This window comes from Streptomyces sp. TBY4 (assembly GCF_024213195.1).
Lineage (GTDB): Bacteria > Actinomycetota > Actinomycetes > Streptomycetales > Streptomycetaceae > Streptomyces.
This window is the reverse complement of record NZ_JANAVF010000003.1, coordinates 417,866-435,870: the sequence shown is the minus strand read 5'-3', so window position 1 is coordinate 435,870 and position 18,005 is coordinate 417,866. Positions and strand designations below refer to the sequence as shown.

General features: G+C 72.0%; 22 protein-coding genes. 10 read left to right on the top strand and 12 right to left on the bottom strand.

The annotated features are described in order from the left end of the window. Positions 1-158: 158 nt before the first annotated feature. Positions 159-551: an ATP-binding protein gene (locus tag NLX94_RS09955; RefSeq protein ID WP_254382253.1), complete on the top strand. Its 393-nt coding sequence runs from the start codon at positions 159-161 to the stop codon at positions 549-551. A gap of 8 nt (positions 552-559) precedes the next feature. Here the strand turns inward: NLX94_RS09955 and NLX94_RS09950 are convergent, their stop codons facing one another. Continuing rightward, positions 560-1,408, bottom strand: coding sequence for a hypothetical protein (locus tag NLX94_RS09950; protein ID WP_254382252.1), 849 nt, complete (start codon positions 1,406-1,408; stop codon positions 560-562). A 101-nt stretch (positions 1,409-1,509) separates the two neighbouring features. Continuing rightward, positions 1,510-1,848 (bottom strand): MarR family transcriptional regulator, encoded by a 339-nt coding sequence (locus NLX94_RS09945; RefSeq protein WP_254382421.1) that lies wholly within the window; start codon positions 1,846-1,848, stop codon positions 1,510-1,512. Between NLX94_RS09945 and NLX94_RS09940 the strand changes: the two genes are divergently transcribed. The 4 genes from NLX94_RS09940 (at position 1,768) to NLX94_RS09925 (ending at position 5,172) form a co-directional block, all read left to right on the top strand. Next, positions 1,768-2,199 (top strand): hypothetical protein, encoded by a 432-nt coding sequence (locus NLX94_RS09940; RefSeq protein WP_254382428.1) that lies wholly within the window; start codon positions 1,768-1,770, stop codon positions 2,197-2,199. The two genes, NLX94_RS09945 and NLX94_RS09940, sit on opposite strands and share 81 nt — an antisense overlap. A 10-nt stretch (positions 2,200-2,209) precedes the next feature. Next, positions 2,210-3,439 carry a DUF1266 domain-containing protein gene (locus NLX94_RS09935; RefSeq protein WP_254382251.1) on the top strand — a complete coding sequence of 410 codons (1,230 nt, stop codon included), beginning with the start codon at positions 2,210-2,212 and terminating at the stop codon, positions 3,437-3,439. Beyond that, the gene (locus NLX94_RS09930; protein ID WP_254382250.1) at positions 3,436-3,993 is read left to right on the top strand and encodes a GNAT family N-acetyltransferase; all 558 of its coding nucleotides are present in this window, start codon (positions 3,436-3,438) and stop codon (positions 3,991-3,993) included. Before NLX94_RS09935 ends, NLX94_RS09930 begins: the two co-directional genes overlap by 4 nt. 126 nt (positions 3,994-4,119) lie before the next feature. Then, positions 4,120-5,172 carry a hypothetical protein gene (locus NLX94_RS09925; RefSeq protein WP_254382249.1) on the top strand — a complete coding sequence of 351 codons (1,053 nt, stop codon included), beginning with the start codon at positions 4,120-4,122 and terminating at the stop codon, positions 5,170-5,172. A gap of 45 nt (positions 5,173-5,217) precedes the next feature. On the opposite strand, the gene NLX94_RS09920 is transcribed toward NLX94_RS09925, so the two are convergent. Further along, positions 5,218-6,216 carry a DUF5937 family protein gene (locus NLX94_RS09920; protein ID WP_254382248.1) on the bottom strand — a complete coding sequence of 333 codons (999 nt, stop codon included), beginning with the start codon at positions 6,214-6,216 and terminating at the stop codon, positions 5,218-5,220. 67 nt (positions 6,217-6,283) lie between these two features. Here NLX94_RS09920 and NLX94_RS09915 point away from each other — a divergent pair, with 67 nt between their 5' ends. Further along, the gene (locus tag NLX94_RS09915; RefSeq protein WP_254382247.1) at positions 6,284-7,192 is read left to right on the top strand and encodes an aldo/keto reductase; all 909 of its coding nucleotides are present in this window, start codon (positions 6,284-6,286) and stop codon (positions 7,190-7,192) included. Between the two features lie 27 nt (positions 7,193-7,219). Here the strand turns inward: NLX94_RS09915 and NLX94_RS09910 are convergent, their stop codons facing one another. Together NLX94_RS09910 and NLX94_RS09905 are read right to left on the bottom strand one after the other, a co-directional pair. Further along, positions 7,220-8,446 carry a DUF418 domain-containing protein gene (locus NLX94_RS09910; protein WP_254382246.1) on the bottom strand — a complete coding sequence of 409 codons (1,227 nt, stop codon included), beginning with the start codon at positions 8,444-8,446 and terminating at the stop codon, positions 7,220-7,222. Positions 8,447-8,494: 48 nt separating this feature from the next. Beyond that, complete coding sequence (locus tag NLX94_RS09905) at positions 8,495-9,151, bottom strand: FMN-dependent NADH-azoreductase (protein WP_254382245.1); 657 nt, start codon at positions 9,149-9,151, stop codon at positions 8,495-8,497. 106 nt (positions 9,152-9,257) lie between these two features. Between NLX94_RS09905 and NLX94_RS09900 the strand changes: the two genes are divergently transcribed. Further along, positions 9,258-9,635, top strand: coding sequence for a helix-turn-helix domain-containing protein (locus tag NLX94_RS09900; protein WP_254382244.1), 378 nt, complete (start codon positions 9,258-9,260; stop codon positions 9,633-9,635). A gap of 79 nt (positions 9,636-9,714) precedes the next feature. Beyond that, positions 9,715-10,125 (top strand): PPOX class F420-dependent oxidoreductase, encoded by a 411-nt coding sequence (locus NLX94_RS09895; protein WP_254382243.1) that lies wholly within the window; start codon positions 9,715-9,717, stop codon positions 10,123-10,125. Between the two features lie 21 nt (positions 10,126-10,146). Here NLX94_RS09895 and NLX94_RS09890 read toward each other — a convergent pair whose 3' ends face one another. From NLX94_RS09890 to NLX94_RS09875, 4 genes are all read right to left on the bottom strand, one after another. Next, on the bottom strand, positions 10,147-10,896 hold the full coding sequence (locus NLX94_RS09890; protein ID WP_254382242.1) for a hypothetical protein: 750 nt from the start codon (positions 10,894-10,896) through the stop codon (positions 10,147-10,149). Between the two features lie 29 nt (positions 10,897-10,925). Next, a complete protein-coding gene (locus NLX94_RS09885) occupies positions 10,926-12,395 on the bottom strand; it encodes an MFS transporter (protein ID WP_254382241.1) in 1,470 nt (489 codons plus the stop codon). Between the two features lie 55 nt (positions 12,396-12,450). Next, complete coding sequence (locus NLX94_RS09880; RefSeq protein ID WP_254382240.1) at positions 12,451-13,452, bottom strand: NADPH:quinone reductase; 1,002 nt, start codon at positions 13,450-13,452, stop codon at positions 12,451-12,453. A gap of 193 nt (positions 13,453-13,645) precedes the next feature. Then, on the bottom strand, positions 13,646-14,227 hold the full coding sequence (locus NLX94_RS09875) for an NADPH-dependent FMN reductase (protein ID WP_254382239.1): 582 nt from the start codon (positions 14,225-14,227) through the stop codon (positions 13,646-13,648). Positions 14,228-14,482: 255 nt separating this feature from the next. Here NLX94_RS09875 and NLX94_RS09870 point away from each other — a divergent pair, with 255 nt between their 5' ends. Continuing rightward, positions 14,483-15,382 carry a pirin family protein gene (locus NLX94_RS09870; RefSeq protein WP_254382238.1) on the top strand — a complete coding sequence of 300 codons (900 nt, stop codon included), beginning with the start codon at positions 14,483-14,485 and terminating at the stop codon, positions 15,380-15,382. Positions 15,383-15,406: 24 nt separating this feature from the next. Here NLX94_RS09870 and NLX94_RS09865 read toward each other — a convergent pair whose 3' ends face one another. The 3 genes from NLX94_RS09865 to NLX94_RS09855 form a co-directional block, all read right to left on the bottom strand. Beyond that, a complete protein-coding gene (locus NLX94_RS09865; RefSeq protein ID WP_254382237.1) occupies positions 15,407-15,757 on the bottom strand; it encodes a hypothetical protein in 351 nt (116 codons plus the stop codon). Next, the gene (locus tag NLX94_RS09860; RefSeq protein WP_254382236.1) at positions 15,754-16,248 is read right to left on the bottom strand and encodes a DUF6232 family protein; all 495 of its coding nucleotides are present in this window, start codon (positions 16,246-16,248) and stop codon (positions 15,754-15,756) included. The genes NLX94_RS09865 and NLX94_RS09860 overlap by 4 nt, the downstream gene beginning before the upstream one ends. 337 nt (positions 16,249-16,585) lie before the next feature. Next, positions 16,586-17,242: a TetR/AcrR family transcriptional regulator gene (locus NLX94_RS09855; RefSeq protein ID WP_254382235.1), complete on the bottom strand. Its 657-nt coding sequence runs from the start codon at positions 17,240-17,242 to the stop codon at positions 16,586-16,588. A 202-nt stretch (positions 17,243-17,444) separates the two neighbouring features. Between NLX94_RS09855 and NLX94_RS09850 the strand changes: the two genes are divergently transcribed. Then, a complete protein-coding gene (locus NLX94_RS09850; RefSeq protein ID WP_254382234.1) occupies positions 17,445-17,981 on the top strand; it encodes an SRPBCC family protein in 537 nt (178 codons plus the stop codon). The last annotated feature ends 24 nt before the right edge of the window (positions 17,982-18,005 follow it).

Sequence of the window (18,005 nt, the reverse complement as noted above, 5' to 3'; positions counted from 1 at the left end):
ACCCACACGGGGAATATCTTCCCCATTCAGCTTGCCCCGGGAGCAGCGGGACCCCTACGGTCGGTAACGAACTACTCACCGCACAGAGTCAGTTGGCGGAAGCGCACCGGGCTGCCCAAAAGGCTCCGGCATGCCACCGCCCGTACCGGAGGTGCACCATGGACCGTCAGGACATCCGGAACTACCCGCCCCGCCAGGACTCCGTGCCGAAGGCGCGCCGGCACTCCGCCTGGCTGGCGGTCGCCTGGGGGCGACCCGAGCTCGCGGCGGACGCGGCGTTGCTGACCAGCGAGCTGACCACCAACGCCCTGCTGCACGGCTCCGTGTGGGACCGGTACTTCCGGGTCGAGGTCAAGCTCACCGGAGCAGTGCTCCGCATCGAGGTCACCGATCCGAAGGGCGAGCGCCACCCCGAACCGCGAGCGGCGGTCACCGACTACGACCAGTTCGGGCGCGGCCTGCACATCGTCAAAGCCCTGGCGGAGACATGGGGCTGCACCGACCGGGTCATCGGCAAGACCGTCTGGGCGGAGCTGGCGCACGGACGATGAGTCGGCGATCAGGCCTCGCCGGAGATCTCGGAGCCCAGCTGCACCCGCGCCCAACGGGCCGACACGTAAGTCGGCGCGGAGGCGACGCACAACCAGAGGCTGCACTCGCTCTCGGCGAGCGGCGGCTCCGAGCTGCGGGTCACCATGATCAGCTCGCCGGGATTCGCGAATTTCGGCAGCTTCGGATAGGAGCCCTGATCTCCCGTGCCGAATTCAACCACTCGGGGCACGAGTTGTATTTGCCCACGCCTGCTGGACGTGAACTTGCCGCCGATATTGTCCGCGGACGTCGCGACAATCCCCGGCCCCATCTTCCCTTGCCCATCCCTCTTCGCCGTGCACTCGACGCCGGTCACACCCACGAACTTCCCGCCGGCCTTCTTCTCGCTCTCGCCGAAGATTCCCACTTCCCTGACCCCGTGTCCCCAGACGCCGTATCCGAATCCGGACTGCGACGGTTCTCCTCTGACACCGGCCGATTCCTTGCTTCCCTCCGCACCCACGAAGGTCACCCCCACCACTCCGTAGGTGTGCGCGGAGTGGGACCTCCCCTGGACACCATCACCTGATGCGCTCTGGCCCACGACTCCAGGGCCCGCGCCGCTCGCCTCCCCCTCCACGCCGGGGCCTTGAGAATCGTTCTCTCCGTGGACCCCGGCCATGTTGTGGGTGAACGACTTGCCGGCAACGCCCACACCGTTCTTACTCTGGCCGAAAACCCCGAAGCCCGTGCCATTCGTCTCCCCGACCACACCATTGCCGTTGGCGTCGTTCCCTCCGTAGACCCCGGGTATGTCATCACTGCCCGACTTACCCGTCACGTTCGACCTGCCAAAGAGCCAATCCCAGAATCCCATGGCGTTCCTCCTGCGGATGTCTCGGATACTTTCAGTACCCCACCGATCCTCCGGGTCGGCAATCTCATCGCCGGCAGGCACCGCCAGCCTGCGGAAACGGGTCAATGCCGGGGTGCGTAGTCCTGCAGTCCGAACAGGGTGATGGCGTCCTCCAGCGCCTCGGCGAGGCGTCCCAGACGTTCGGGTTCGACCTCGACGTGACGCAGCCGCACCGGACCGGCCAGTGGAGCAGCGGCCAGCACCTTGCCGCCCTGCTCCGTGACACCGACCAGACGGCGGCGGCGGTCCTGCGGATCCGGCGCGACCACGACGAGGCCGCGATCGGCCAACCGGTCCAGCAGCTGCCCGATCGTGGCGGGATGCATGAAGAGGCGCTCCCGCAAGGTCGCCAGGGGCGCGGCCTGCCCGGGACCGGCCCAGTCGGCGACCGTCCGCAGCACTGCCAGCTGCTGCCCGGTCAGGCCGTACTCGCGCTCCAGCGCTTGGTTCAGTCCGGCGAAGGCACGATCCAGTGGATCGAGTTCGGGTTCATGCCCGCGCCGGCGAAGACCACCCTCGTGGACGTGATTCCCGGGGTGGGCTACAGCGACGACGTGCTCGTCCATGGCATCCCCAGCCGGTTCACCCATCGCATCGAGCCCGACGGCGCCGGCGGATGCCGGGTCACCTTCACCATCGCCATGCAGGAGCCCTCGGCCGAATCCGTCGCCGCCGACTTCCCCCATCAGCTCGCCGCCCTCGCCGCGTACGCCCGCGGCCTCACCACGGAGCGCCACGAGGTCCCCCGTTAGGCTGAGCCGCATGGATGGGTGGACGGCGCCGAGTTCCATCGAGCGCGAGCTGTACGGGGCCAAGGCGCGCGGGGACTGGGACGGGTACCTCGACGTGCTCGCGCGGAGCGAGCTGTTCCTGGCGCAGGCCCGGGCCCGGGTCGATGCCGAGCCCGCCTACGCGCGCTTCCACCCCACCCCCGACCGGCGCTGCCTCGTCGTGCACACCCGCGGGATGCTCCCCGTCCCCGACCCGCACACCGTGTACCTGCCCCGGTCCCTCGCCTGGTTCGCGAACGCCTGGGACGCCGCCGACCCGCCGCACCTCGCCGTGAACCCCGGCTCCCCCGCCGAGGCCTACCTCACCACCACCCCCGCCGACCGCGCCCGCTGGCGGGCCCACTGGGACGCCGCCGCCCCGGTCTGGGGGCTCGCCCGCGGGGCCGTGCACTCCCTGCACGTCGGCGGTCCGCTGCACGGGCCCGTCGCGCACGGACTCGCCGTCGGAGCCCATCTCTCCGTGAGCAACGGGGAGTTCTGGAACGCCCTCGCCTACCACGGCAACGGCTACCTCCGGGAGCGCGAACGCCTGCTCCAGAGCTGGGAGATCACCGACTCGGCGAGCTGGCACCGGGTCCTGCGCGGGCTGCTCTCCGCGGACATGGTCAGCCCCGTCTGGGAGTTCGCGCTGCGCGTGCGCCGCCTCCTCGCCTCCGACTTCGCCGGACCCGTGGACCTGGAGCACTGGCGGCACGCGGCCGCCACCGCCCTGCGACGGGGCGCCGAGCGGGCCGCCGAACCGCAGCTCACCCCCGAGGGGGTCACCCTCGCCGCGCCCCGGCCCACCGCCGAGGTGGAGGGGGAGATCGCCGGCGTACAGCGGCTGATCGGCCGCATCGCCCGCTACGAGCAGCGCTTCCGCGCCGACGGCCTGCTCCCCGAGGAGGGCTGGATCCGCTCCGTCGAGGGCTGGGACCACGGCCGGGCCTCGCAGATGGCCCGCTGGGGGCTCGGCGCCCGCTACGGCACGCTCGCCGAGGCCGAACGCGGCGTACTGGCCGCCGGGGAGGCGGCGCGGGCGGTGTACCGCTCGTGGGAGGAGTTCTCCGCCGGGTACGCGCTGGCCCGGTGCCTGCACTTCGACGAGGAGGAGTTCGGCGAGTGGTACGCGGGCTCGCTGGCCACCCACCTCACCCTGACCACCGACCCGGCCAGCCCCTGGCTCAACATCCCGTGGCGGGAACCCGGAGGAACCGCATGACATCGCAAGAAGTACTGGTGGCGGGGCCCGTGGACGGACCGGCCGCGCTGCGGGACGCGGACGCGTTCCGGCTCGTCTACGCCGAGGCGTTCGCGGAGCCCCCGTACGAGGAGACCGCGCAGGACGTCGCCGCCGCCTTCGACCGCTTCCCCGCACAGACGCGCCGGCCCGGCTTCCGCGCGGCCCTGGCCCGCACCCCCGGGGGCGAGCCCGTAGGCATGGCGTACGGCTGGCCGCTCCCGCCCGACACGGTGTGGTGGGACGAACTCACCGAGCCCGTGCCGGACGAGCTGCGACGCGAGGACGGGCACCGCACCTTCGGGCTCATGGAGCTCGCCGTACGCGGGCCCTGGCGCGGGCAGGGCGTCGCACGGCGGCTGCACACTGCCCTGCTCGACGGCATCGGAGCCGAGCGGGTGCTGCTCAACGTCCACCCCGAGGGCAGGGCGGCGAGCGCCGCCTACCGGGCCTGGGGCTACCGCAAGATCGGCGAGGCCCGGCCCTGGGGCGGGGCTGCGGACCTCCACGACGTGATGCTGCTCGATCTGCACTGAGCTCGCCCGGGGCTTGCGGAGGGCCGTGTACCGGTGGCCACAGGGGGAAGGAACCGGCCGGTCGAACATTCTTCGCAGTGGGGGGAAGCAATGGACGCAGCGGCATTAGCGGCGTGGGTGACATCCGTGATCATCGGAATCGCCACCGGCGTCGGCAGCGGTCTGGGGGCAGGGGTCGCCGAACGGCTCAGCCGGGTCGCTCGGGAGCGGCTCGGCGCCGATGAGGAGAGCCGTCAGGTGCTGGAGCGCTTCGACGGTGACCCGGCAGTGCCCGCCGCGCAGGACGACCTGCGGGCCCGGCTGCTGGCGACGATCGAGCAGGACCCCGAGTTCGCCGCCCGCCTTCGCACCGCTGGAGGACTGCCGCCCGGGCCGCCCGGCTCGATCAACCAGAACGTCAACATTGGCCGCGACATGAAGAACGGCGTGATCGCGATCGGGCCGGTGAGCATCCGCAAGACGCCCGGAACGATGGCCGCACTGTTCATCGTGGTGGTGCTCGTCCTGGGCTTCGCCGTCAACGGCGTCGTCCGTTTCGTCGACAGCGACAACAGCCCCGCCACCGGCATTCCGTGGGACGCGGGGCTGGGCCCGGGGTCCGACGGGGACGGTTCAGGCGGTGCAGGCCCGGCTGCGGGCGGCGGCGTCCGGAACAAGGCCGCGGCGGTGCGGGACGTCGCGCTGGCGAAGGCCATCGCACCGGACCTGCAGTCCATGCCCTCCGGCTGGGGCATGGAGACAGAACCTGTCTTCAGCGACTGCACGTCCGAGTGCCAGGGACGGTTGCATACGGGCGGCGTGGGACTGGCCGACTCCTCGGGCGACACCCAGGTCGCTTTCAACTACCGGACCTACGACACCGTCGAGAACGCCAAGGCCGCCTACCAGGAGTACGCCGAAAAGGCCGGAGGGACGGTCAACGGATCCCGGACCACGATGTCCCTGGCGCAGGTCGGTGACAGCAGCGTCGCGTACTCCTCCCGCCGGTACACCGGTTCCGCCTACCTCTACAAGGGCTTCGTCTACCTACGCGTGGGCACCGTTTACGGGCAGGTCGAGTACAACACCGGCTACAAGGACCTCGACACGGAGAAGCTGACCGCCTTCGCCCGCCTGCTCGTCGACCGTGCGCAGCAGGCACAGAACGGCCAGATGCCCTCGGCGCAGGCCGCCCTGTGACACTTGGTGGTCGGCTCCGAAAGTCCTTCGAGGGTTGACCTGAGATCAGGCGGAGGCTGCTTGGAGGAGGGTTTCGGCTGCGGTGGTGCGGGCGTAGAGGACGGAGCGGCCGGCGCGGTGGGCGCTGACCAGGCCCGCGTTGCGTAGCGCGGTGAGGTATTGGGATACCCCTGCGGGAGAGAGTCCGGTGCGGTGGGCCAGCTGCGTGGTGGAAGCCGGGATCTCCAACTCGGTCAGCAGCAGGGTCCGCGAGCGGCCCAGTACGGCGGAGAGCGTGTCGGCCCGGGTTGCGGGGCGCGGCTTCCACAGCGTGCCAATCCCGCGTGCTGGATAAGCGAGTTGGGGTGGGTCCGGCGGCGTCGTTCGGGTGCGCAGTCCCGGTCCGGTGAAGGCTGAGGGGATCAGCAGCAGTCCCGTTCCTGCTGTCGTGCGGGTCAGCGGCTGCTTTCGGCGGGTCATCCGTAGCGCGTTGTGGTCCCAGCTCATGGACGTGTGCAGGTCGTTGAGGAGGTGGCCGACGCCGTGCTCGGCGGCCAGGCGGGCCCGGTGGAGGATGTCTGCGTCCAGGACTGCCCGGATGCGTGCCCAGTAGGGGGCGAGTGCCAGCTCCCAGTACGTTTCGAGCTCTTCCGCGACCTTGGCCAGGAGGCCCTGTGGGTCGTTGTGCAGGGCTCGCAGCCGGGGGCCGAGCCTCCCTTGGTGGTGGGCCAGGTGGTCGAGGTCCTGGCGTACCAGGTCGGCGGGCGCGGCCCGGATCGCGTCCCGCTCTGCCGCCGGGGTGGGGGCCGGTCCGACGGGGGCCGGGTTGAGGAAGTCGGGGACGTAACCGCCGGTGGCCGGGATCAGCTCGCAGAGCCAGCCCCGGTCCAGCCCGGCGGCCACCATACGCGGGCGTACCTGGTCGGCCCAGGGCCGGTGGATCGGATGCGTGGTGGCGGACGTCAGCAGTCGGAAGCTGGGTGCGATCTCCCACATCGGTGAGACGGCGAACCTCACTTGCGCCAGATCGCTCGTCGAGAACGCCAGCTCCGCCAGGACAACCACTCCTCAATGGATTCAGGCATGTGTGAATCAATGGCGGGCCAGCCTACCGTGCGGAGATCATCTCGCCATGACCTCACAGACGATCCCCGCGGCGGCATCGGGCACCTGGAAACTCGGCGACCTGGCGGTCAACCGGATCGGTTTCGGCGCGATGCGCCTGACGCAGCACGGCGAGGCATTCGCGCCCGACGCCGTCCCACGCGATCGCGACCAGGCGGTCGCCGTGCTGCGCCGCGCGGTCGAGCTCGGTGTGAACCACATCGACACCGCCGCCTTCTACTTCTCGCCGCTGCGCTCAGCCAATGAGCTGATCAATCAGGCGCTGGCCCCCTACCCGGATGACCTCGTCCTCACCACCAAGGTCGGTCCGGGCCGCGATCCCTCGGGCCAGTGGCTGCCGCATGCAACCCCCGAGCAACTGCGCGGCCAGGTGGAGGAGAACCTGCGCCAGCTCGGCCGCGACCACCTCGACGTGGTGAACCTGCGCATCGTCGGCTCCGATTCCATCGCCGAACGCTTCGGCGCACTCGCCGAACTGCGTGAGGCCGGACTCATCCGTCACCTGGGTCTGTCCAACGTCCTTCCCCAGCACCTCGCCGAGGCGCAGAGCATTGCGCCGGTGGTCTGCGTCCAGAACATGTACGGCATCGGCGCATCGCCCGAGCAGACGGAGTTCCTGGGCATGTGTGGCGAGCAGGGCATCGCGTTCGTGCCGTTCTACTCGATCGCCGGCACCGGACGCACCGCGGGCGCGACTGGAAACCATGGCCGGGAGGTGCACGCCCTCGCCCGTGGCCACGGAGTGAGCGCGGCCCAGATCCGGCTGGCGTGGACGCTGCACCAGGGTTCCCACGTCCTGGCCATCCCCGGTACCGGCGACCTCGACCACCTCGCCCAGAACGTCGCCGCCGGCGCCCTGCACCTGTCGGAGGAAGAACTCACCGCCCTGGACCCCCTCCACCACGGGACGGCATGAGCAAGACCCCCATCGTGCTGCACCGGACTACCGTCGCGGGAGCCGCGCGAGGGTGACCGTGCGGAGCAGCCACTCCACCGGGCCGTAGCGGTACCTGGTCATCAGGTGCTTGCTCAGCACGAGCTGGCACCCGTACAGGAGGAGCGCGCCGGCTACGACGACGGCCGCGCCGAGGCGGTCGTACAGGGCGAGGCCGTAGGCGGTGAAGACGAGGGCCATGACGAGGGACTGGCTCAGGTAGTTCGTCAGGGCCATCCGGCCGGCCGGGGCGAGCAGGGCCGCCGTGCGCGCGCCCCGGGGCGTCCGGAGGAAGAGGAGCAGGCCGCCGACGTACGCGGCGGTGAGCGCGGGCGCGGTGACCATCCCGACGACCGCGCCGAGGAGCGTCCACCGGGGTCCGAGCGCGCCGGCGGCGGCCACGGCCATGAAGAGGCTGCCGGGCAGGCCGACGGCGGTGCCGAGCACGCAGAGGCGGCGCAGCCGGGCCCGGTCCTGCCCGAGGTCGGCGAGGAGCCGCAGCTTGCCGCAGTACAGGCCGGTCAGGAAGGCCGCCAGGACGAAGCCGCCCATCATCGGTACGGCGAGCAGCGCGTCGGGCAGCTGGTCGAGGTTGGCCCGCACGACGGAGGCCGCGTCGCCGCGGTAGTCGGCGACCAGGCCGGCGAAGCCGGCGGTGAGCCCGGCGTCGGCCTCGGCCGTCTCGGCGTCCGACAGGAGCAGGGAGCCCAGCCCCAGGAGGAGCAGGAAGCCGCTCGCGCAGCCGTACACGATCCGGGCCGCGAGCCGGGCCGCCCGGGGCGAGCAGTCGCGTGCGGCGATCAGGACCAGGCCGATCAGCGCGTAGGTCATGAGGATGTCGCCGGTGTAGAGGAAGACGGCGTGCAGGATGCCCAGGACGAGCAGGCCGAGCGAGCGGCGGAGCATCCGGGGAACGGGGCGCGCGCCGTCGCGTGCGGCGGAGGCCTGCTGGAGGGTGAAGCTGTAGCCGAAGAGGAACGAGAACAGCAGGTAGAACTTGCCGACCGCGAAGGTCTGCACGAGCCCTTCGGCGGCCCGGTCGAGGGCGGAGGCGTCGGGATCGACCACGCCCCCGGTGCCGTAGGGGCCGGCCATCATCAGCGCGTTGACCAGCAGGATGCCCAGGAGGGCGAAGCCGCGCAGGGCATCGACCTCGGTTATCCGCGCCGGCCGGCCGGCGCGTGGGTGATCCTGCTTCTCGGTGTGCTTCTCGGTGTGCTCTGCCGTCGCGTCCACGGCTTTCCCCCAGGTGGTCGTCCTGGGGCGACGTTAGCCCGGCAGGGCTCAGGCGGCCGAACCGATGTGCGCCGGCAGGGCCTTCGCCTTGGCCTCCGCGGCCGCGAGCGCCCGTGCGTACGAGGCCTCCGCGAGGGGGATGAGCTCCGCCATCGCCGGGACGGACGAGGCGAGGGTCAGCTCGGGGACGATGAAGTCGACCTCGGCGCCGAACATCTCGGTCAGCACCCCGTCCAGGTAGTTCCGCACGAACTCCATGCCCTCGCGCGGGGTGCCCGGCTCGTAGGAGCCGCCGCGGCTGGCGACGACGGTGACCGGCAGTCCCTTGAGGGGGGACTCGGGTCCCGCGGTGCGGCCCATCACGATGACCTGGTCCAGCCAGGCCTTCAGCGTGGAGGGGATCGAGAAGTTGTACATCGGGGCGCCGATCAGCACGGCGTCCGCCCGCTCCAGCTCCTCCACCAGCTTCAGCCGCTCGGCGAGGGCCGCGGCCTGCGCGGGGGTGTGGGTGGAGGGGTCGGCGAAGGCGGCGGACCAGGCGGCGCCGTCGAGGTGCGGGACGGGGTTGGCCGCCAGGTCGCGGTAGACGACCGTGCCCTCGGGGTGCTCCGCCTCCCAGGCCGCGCGGAAGGCGGCGGTCACCGCGCGCGAGGTGGAACCGGCGTCGGTGTGCAGGGACGAGTCCAGGTGCAGGAGCGTGGCCATGAGGACCTCCAGGTGGGCCAGGTGGGTGCAATTTCGTACGTCACTATTATTAGCACAGTCACTTACTTTTTCTCACCCCCTGAAGGGCGGGTAGTACCCTGGAGCCATGACGGACACCGCGGACAAGGCCAACCACCAGGACACCGGGGCCTGCAGCCGCGTGAGCGACGGGATCACCCAGGTCTTCGGACTGCTCGGGAAGCGCTGGACCGGCCTGGTCCTGGCCTCGCTGATGGAAGGCCCGGTGCACTTCGCGGACCTGCGCCGGTCCATCGCCGGGATCAGCGAGCGCATGCTGTCCGACCGCCTGGTCGAGCTCGCGGCCGCCGGGCTCGTCCTGCGCGAGGTCGACGAGGGCCCGCCGCTGCGGGTGGCCTACCGGCTGACGGACCGGGGCGCCGCGCTGAAGCCCGCCCTCACGGAGCTGGGCCAGTGGGCGGAGAAGTGCCTGCTCAAGGACGAGGGGGCCCCGGGCACCTGCTGACCGGCCGACTTGTCCTAGTCGCCCCGGGTGCGCGGGAAATCGGGGGCGGGCCGCCGCCGGACCCGCTTACCGTTCCCCCATGACTCCTGTGCTGAACGACACCGTGCGCAAGCTCCTCGACGCCCCCCATCCGGCGGTGCTCGCCACGCTCAACCCCGACGGCAGCCCGCAGAGTTCGGTGGTGTGGGTGACCCGCGACGGGGACGAGATCCTCATCTCCACCGAGCAGGGCCGCCGCAAGGAGCGCAACATCGCGCGGGACGCCCGGATCGGCCTCACCGTCTTCGACCTGGCCAACCCCTTCCTCTACGCCGAGATCCGCGGCACCGCCACCATCACCGAGGACGCGGGCCGGGCCGTCGCCGTCCGCATCGCCGAGGAGTACGAGGGCCCGGGCGCGGGCGAGGAGTACGCGAACGCCCCGGCCGAGCAGGTCCGGGTCGTCCTGCGCCTCACCCCGGCCAAGGTGCTCGGCAACGCCGCGCGCTGACCCGCCTGCGAAAGAGAACCCCTACGGAAGCCCCGGCCGCACCGCCTTCCACGCGTCCACGGCCGCCGCCAGGGGGTCGGTCGCCGCGAGGTAGGGCCGGGCCGGGTCCGTGCAGCAGAGCAGGCCCTTGATGCGGCGCAGCCGGAGGATGTCGGGGCGCGGCAGGTCCCGCCAGACCCGGGCCTGCGCCGCCGCCCGGTCCGGGGTCAGCTCGAAGCGGGCCAGTACGTCCCGGCACAGGGCGGCGGGGTCCCGGTCCGGGTCACCGTCCCCGCCGGGGCCGAAGTGCCGGATCAGGTACGCCCGTACGTACGGCCGGTCCTCCGGCCAGTCCGAGCGGTCGATGGCGGCCAGCACGACCCGGCCCCAGCGCAGCCGCACCCCGTCGGGCAGCTCCTCGTTCTGCATCCCGTTCGTGCCCAGGATCCGCAGGTGCGCGGGACCCGGCTCGTCCGACAGCGGGGGGCCGGTGGCCAACCACTCCTCCAGATCCGCCAGGGCGTGCCCGCCCGGCGGTACGTACGTCAGCACCTGCCCGCGCGCGAGCAGCGCGACCACCGGTCCCGTGAGGCGCACCTTCGCCAGGTGCCCCGCGTCGAAGGAGCCGACCGGGCGCCCGTACCGCTCGATCCCCCGCAGCCTGGTCCGCAGCGCGCCGGCCGCGAAGGCCTGCCCGGACCGCGCCACTCCGCCGATGCAGCGCACCACGCACACGCCACCCGTGACATCGGCCGACTCGACGGCGCACACCTGCAACTCGGCGAAGGACACCCTGCCCCACCCCCTCCTGGGGCGGGAGGCTACCGGGCCGGAGCCCGCTCCACCCGCTCTTCGGCCGCCGCGGCCGTACGGAGGCGCAGCCGCGCGGGGACGGCCCGGAGCCCGTACAGGGCCAGGGCGATGGCCGGCAGGAAGACCGCGCCGGCCACCTCGAAGCCGAAGGCGTAGCCGCCCGTCGTGGCCCCCGGGTCCCCGGCGGCCAGCAGCCATGCCGTACGGGCGTCGGCCGCGGAGGTGATCAGGGCGAGGCTGACGGTCGGCCCGGCCAGGATGGCCGTGTTCACCACGGCTCCGGCGAGTGCGGACCGCTCCTCCGGGACACCGGCGAGGACCCCCGGGACCGCGGCGGACATGAGGGTGCCGATGCCCGCCGACAGGACGACCAGCCCCAGCAGCACCGTCGGCGTCGATCCCGTACGCAGCCCCGCGCTGCCGATGAGGAGGAGGCCGGAGGCGGTCACGGCCAGTCCCGCCACCGCCACGGCCCGCACGCCGTGGCGGGCGACGACCCGGCCCGCGAAGAAGGCCACGCCGATCAGGGTGGCGCTGTAGGGGACGAAGGCCAGCGCGTTCTGCAGGGCCGAGTACCCGCGCACCTGCTGGAACCAGAGGGCCAGCAGGAAGGCGGTGCTCGCGCCGATGGCCGGGCCGAGCAGCGCGCAGACCAGCGCGGTCGCGCGGTACCTCGAGGCGAGGAAGGAGAGCGGCAGCAGGGGGGCGCGGACGCGCTGCTGCGAGACGAGGAAGGCGGCGAGGAACGCGGCGCCCACCTCCAGTGGTACGAGGACCTGCGCCGAGCCCCAGCCCTGCGGCCCGACCATCACGAGGCCGTAGCCGAAGGTGGAGAGGCCGACGGTGGCGAGTACCGCGCCGAGCAGGTCCACGGGTACCCGTACGGGCGCGGGGCCGGCCGGCAGCACCCGGGGGGCGAGCGCCAGCACGGCCACGGCGGCCACCGCGAACAGCCCGAAGGTCCACCGCCACGACAGCCAGGTCACCAGGGCCCCGCTGAGGATGATGCCGATCGCGGCGCCCAGACTGGCCAGCAGGCCCCAGACGGCCAGCGCCGCGGACCGGGCCCGGCCCTCGGGGAAGACGCCGCGCAGCAGGGCCATGGCGGCGGGCGCGGCGAAGGCGGCCCCGCAGCCCTGCAGGAAGCGGGCGGCGAGCAGCACCCAGGGGGTGGGGGCCACCGCCGCGGCGAGGGAGGCCACGGCGAACACGGCCGTGCCCAGGGAGAACAGGCGGCGCCGGCCGATCCGGTCGGTGAGCCTGCCGCCGAGCAGCAGCAGCCCGCTGAAGGCCAGACCGTAGAAGGCGCTGACGAGGATGAGCTCGCCGCGGCTCAGGACGAGTTCCCGCTGCATGGCCGGTCCGGAGGCGAAGGCGACCGAGACCGATGCGTTGAGCAGGAGCTGCACCGTGGCGAGCGTCGCGAAGGCCACCCGCGCGCCGGGCATGACGGGTGGCCCCTGATGCAAGTCGTCCATGCCGCGAAGTCTGGCAGCGGGCCCCGGACCGCAGCCCGGGCCGGACTTGAGTCCGTCAGGTCCCGGTCGGGCCGTTCGCGGCCTTCGGCAGGAGCACCACGCGGCTGCCGTGCAGTTCCCCGTCCTCGATGCGCCGGTGGGTCCGGGCGCCCTCCGCCAGGGAGGCCCGCTCGACGGAGCGGGCGCGCAGCCGGCCGCTCTCCATCAGGCGGTTGATCGCCCCGGAGGCCTCGGCGAGCTCCGCCGTGGTGGCGTGGGAGATGACGAAGCCGACGATGGAGCCGTCCTTCATGTAGAGCGCCCCGGCGGGCAGGACCGGCTGGGAGCGGGCACCGGCGAGGAGCACGATGCGGCCCCGGTGCGCGAGCACGTCGACGGCGCCGGTCAGGTCGTTCGTACCGGAGGTGTCCACGTGGACGTCGATGCCCCGCGGGCTGATCTCGCGGATGCGGTCGGCCAGTTCGGGGTCCCGGTAGTCGAGGACCGCGGCCGCGCCCAGCGAGCGGCAGTGCTCGGCGTCGCGCGCGGAGGCGGTGGCGATGACCCGGGCGCCCGCCTCGACGGCCATGACGACGAGGGCGCTGCCCACGTTCCCGGCGGCTCCGGCGATCAGCACGGTCTCGCCGGCCCGGACCCGGCCGTGCGTGAACAGGGCGAGGTAGGCGGTGCCGGCGGGGTGCACCAGCGCGACCGCTTCCGCCGGGTCCACCCCGGCGGGCAGGTGGTAGAGGCGGTCGGCCGGGACCGCGGCCCGCTCGGCGGCGGCGCCCTGGCGGCCCCCGTGGCCGAGGCTGTTGGACCAGACCCGGTCGCCGACGGCGAAGCCCGGGGCTCCGGGACCGGCCGAGACGACCGTGCCGACGAGGTCGCGGCCGATGACGAACGGGAACTCGACCGGGGTGCGGAAGAGGCCCGACCGCACGAAGGTGTCGACCGGGTTGACGGATACCGCTTCTACCTCGACCAGGACATCCGTCGGGCCCGGGGCCGGAGGGTCGATCTCGCCGTAGCGGATGTTCTCGGCAGGACCGAGTTCTTCGATGAAGGCTGCACGCATGGCCCGATCCTCCCAAGCGGCCCCGGCCCGGGCGCAGGGCCCGGAGGAGGCTTCGTCAACTCCCCGGCGGGAGGGGTGCGGACGCAGAAAGACCGAAGGGCCGCGCGGGGGAGAGCGGCCCTTCGGAGATGGGGGGATCGGACGTGGGAATCCGACGCAGGGATCCGTCGTGGGGATCAGACGGACGTGGGGATCAGACGGCCGCGGCGGCCTGCGTCTCGCGGATCTTCACGGCGAGGGCGTCGAGCAGCTGGACGAGCAGGTCGACGGTGGTCTCGTCGGTCAGGTTGCCGGACGAGTCGAAGCGCTCGTGGGCCCGGAAGATCTGGAGCTCGGGCTTGCCGACGACCTTGGAGTCCGTCCACAGGAAGGACTGGCGCAGCGCGAGCTGGGCACGGACCGTACCGAAGTTGGTCGGCGCGGCGCCCGCGATCGCGATCGGCTTGCCGGCGAGCGAGGAGGCCGGCGCGGGGGCCACCGCGCGGCTCGCCCAGTCCAGCGCGTTCTTCAGGACGCCGGGGATGCCGTAGTTGTACTCGGGGGTGGCGATGAACAGGCCGTCCGCCTCGGTGATGCGGCGGCGCAGGTCCGTCGCGACGGCCGGCGGGGTGTCGCCGTCGAGGTCCGAGTCGTACGGGGGGATGTCGCGCAGGCCCTCGTAGATCTCGATGGACAGGCCACTGGGGGCGAACTTCTGCGCGGCGCGCACCAGGGCGCTGTTGAGCGAGGCGGCACGCAGGCTGCCGGAGATGGCCAGGATCTTGAGATCGGGCATGAGCTTCTCTTCCGTGGAGGTGACATGTGCGGTGAACGCCGTGCCCGGCAGGCCCGCGCGAAGGAGGTCGGGGGGGGATGAGCGGGAGTCTGTCCGTACGGGCGGTTCGCCTTCAAGCGCGCGAGGACGTATCTGTCAGCTGTCGGCGCGGGGGTGGTCTTGCGCGATAACTGAACTGAACTGTATAGTTCATTCAGTCGGGGGGCCGGCAGAACGACGTCGGACCACCAAGAGAGAGAAGGCATCATGACCACGATGGGTTCCGCAACCGACATCGCCACCGACGCCGCCGCCACCGCGAGCCGCTCCGTGGTCGACGTGCTTCAGCCGGCCCGCGCCCTGGAGGGCGACGGGTACCCGGTGCGCCGCGCCTTCCCCACCCCCCGCATCCCGCAGCTGGACCCCTTCCTGGCGGTCGACCAGACCGGCCCGCTGGACCTCGGCCCGGGCGAGCCCAGGGGCGCCGCCGAGCACCCGAACCGCGGCTTCGAGAGCCTCACGTACGTCCTGGACGGGGACATCGAGTACGCCGACTCGACCGGCGGCCACGGCGTCACAGGCCCCGGCGGCGCGCGGTGGCTCACGGCCGGCGCGGGCGTACTGCACTCGGCGCAGCCGACCGCGGCCTTCCGCGATGCGGGCGGCCTCCAGCACCACCTGCAGATCTGGATCAACCTGCCCGGCTCCCTCAAGGGACTCCGCCCGCGCGCCCAGAACCGCGACGCCGGGCAGATCCCGGTGGTGCGCCGGCTCGACGGCTCCTGGTTCAAGGTCCTCGCGGGCACGGCCCTCGGGGTGACCGGACCCTTCCGGACCGGGGTACCGGTGACCGTCGTCCACGCGTCGGTGGCCCCGGGCGCCGCCGCCGTACTCCCCGCGCCGGTGGGCCGCAGCGCCGCCGTGTACGTCCTGTCCGGCAGCGGGAGGGCCGGCGCGGAGGAACTCACCGACGGGGACCTCGCCGTCCTCGCGCACGACGGCGACAGCGTCCGGGTCGAGGGCGGCCCGGTCGGCGCCGACCTGCTCTTCCTGTCCGGCGAGCCGATCGGCGAACCCGTGGTCCGCAGCGGCCCGTTCGTCATGAACACCGCCCAGGAGGTCGACCAGGCCTTCGACGACTACGCCCACGACCGCCTCGGCCGCTACGAGGCCTGACCCGGGGGGCCGGACAAGGAGCCGTCAGCCCAGCAGCGCGAGCAGCCGCCCCACCGCCTCCACGACGGGTCGGCCGACCTCGCCCACGGTCGCCGCCAGCTGCGAGACGGATGCCAGGATCATGCCGCGCTCACGCAGGGCGGCCCGGTCGGGGGCGAGCGCGGGCAGGACGTCCTCCACGGTCCGGGCCTGCTCCGGGGTGAGCTCCGGGCGCAGGTCTTGGAGGAGCCGGGTGAGTTCTGCCACGGCGGCTCGGAGCTCGGCGTCCTGAGCGGTGCCGTCGTTGTGGACGACGGGGCCATGGCTGATGCCGATGTTCTTCTCGCCGCCGTGCATGTTGACGACGTCTCCGTAATTGTTCGTCGTGTCGCTCATAGCCTGATCCCCGTGTTTCCCTTGCCGCCGTTCATGTTGACGACGGAACCGAAGTTGTTCGTGGTGTTGTGCTGCTCGAGTACGGCGGAGAACTCGTACTCCGGGTGGTCGATCGCGTACACGATCTGCCCGGCGATCTGCCGCAGTTCATCCACGCTCGGCAGGGTCAGTACCACCCTGGAACCGCTGTTCATCTCGACGACGAGCACCGGCTTCCGCGACGAGAGCACGACAGCGCCGACGACGACCAGGAGCACCAGGAGGAGGACGCCGAGGCCGCCGCCCTCGTCCGAGAGGTCGGTCCGGGGAAGGACGAAGACGGCGAGGCCCAGCAGCAGCAAGAAGACGGTGAACATGCCCCAGGCGGGCTTCAGCCTGAACGCTTCGACCCAGGTGACATTGCGCAGCGGAACGGCCGCCGACCCCACCCACAGGATCTGCCGCCGGACCCGGAGTTCCAGCGGCTTGCCCCTGCGCGGAGGCAGCGGCATCGGCGGTATCTGGGGAGGCTGCTGCGGCTGGGGCGGTGGCTGGGGCGGAAGCGGTGGCGGAGCCCCAGGTGGTACGCCGAAGCCGCCTGTGTGATCCATGGCCCCCCCGTGCTGTCGTCGTATCCACCCGCGCGGCGCGGGAGCATCAGTAAGCCGGTCGGGATCGTGGAAGGGCAGTCGAGATACGGCCAATTACCTCTGTACGGATGGCTGCCAGGATCTGTCCGCCGAAGCGGCTGCCTCGCGAGGGCGTCGGCGAGGGCGTCGGCCGGGCTTGCCTTGGGCGCAGCCCGGAGTTCGACGACAGGACCCAGGACCGGCCGCAGCGCGGCCGGTCCTACTTGTCGTCGGCGCCGTACTGGTTCAGGAACATCTCCACGCCGCCCTGTACGAGGCGCTCCGCCAGGTCCGCGTCCAGGGCGGTGCCGTAGACGCCGTAGACCAGGTGCGGGGAGAGGACCAGGCCCGAGAGCTGGAGGACCGCCAGCTCCATGTCCGGGATCCGGAGCAGGCCGCGGTCGTTGAGGCGGCCGAGGGCCGTGGCCAGTACGGCGTGCTGGCGGCCCGGGCCCTCCTCCTGCCAGGCGCTCCCCAGCTCGGGGAAGCGGTGCCGCTCCCCCGCGATCACGTTGCGCAGCGCCAGCACCTCCGGGGAGGTCAGGCCCGCGACCCAGGTGCGGCAGGCCTCCACCAGGTCCGTGCGGATGTCGTCGGACTCGGCGAGCTTGGCCTGGATCACCGACTGGGCCCTCTCCAGCGCCTCGTCGAGCGTCTGCCCGATCACGGCGTTGAAGAGGTTCTCCTTGCTGCCGAAGTGGTTGTAGACGGTCACCTTGGAGACCCCCGCCTCGGCGGCCAGCAGGTCGACGCCGGCCCCGAAGCCGTCGCGCAGGAACACCGTGCGGGCCGCCTCCAGGATGGCCTGGCGCTTGCGCGCGGCACGGATCCCGGTGGGGACGGCGGGCAACTGCTCTGCCGTAGTACGCGGCTTCATGTCGATCCCCTGGTCCTCGGCGGTGGCTGTGGGAACACCAGTCTAGGTCCAACTGAACTGAACCGTTGCGTTCAACTGAACTGAACTGTATGGTTCAGTCATCGGCCGGAACGGAGAGAACAACAACCGGGACAGCCGAAGCAGCACAGCCACAGCCACAGCCATTCGAAACAGCCACAGGACTTTCCAGGAGGCCAGTTCCATGAGCGAGACCCAGACGCCCCTCTTCGGGTCGCGGGCCCAGATCCACGTCCAGGCCACCCCGGCCCAGGTGTACGCGGTCGTCAGCGACCTGGCCCGCAGCGGCGAGTGGAGCCCCGAGTGCCTCGGCGGCGAGTGGACCACGGGCGCACCCGGCGCGGTCGGCTCGGTCTTCCGCGGAGAGAACGAGCGCAGCGAGGACGTCGTCTCCTGGGCCCCCGTGGTGCGCGGCAAGTGGACCACCTACGCCGAGGTCGTCGAGGCCGAGGTCGGCCGCACCTTCCAGTGGGCCATGCACAACAGCTCGGGTGTGAAGCAGGACAGCGTCTGGGGCTTCTCCATCGAGGCCGAGGGCGCGGGCAGCCTCCTCACGCACCACTTCCGGATGGGCACCGCCACGGAGGGGATCGTCGGCATCACCGCCGAGATGGACGCCGACGCCAAGCAGAAGTTCTTCGCCGAGTGGGGCGAGAAGGTGACCGGCGACCTCGCCGAGACCCTGGAGCGCGTCAGGCCCGTCATCGAGAAGACGGCCTGAGCCCACCACCCCCACCCCACACAT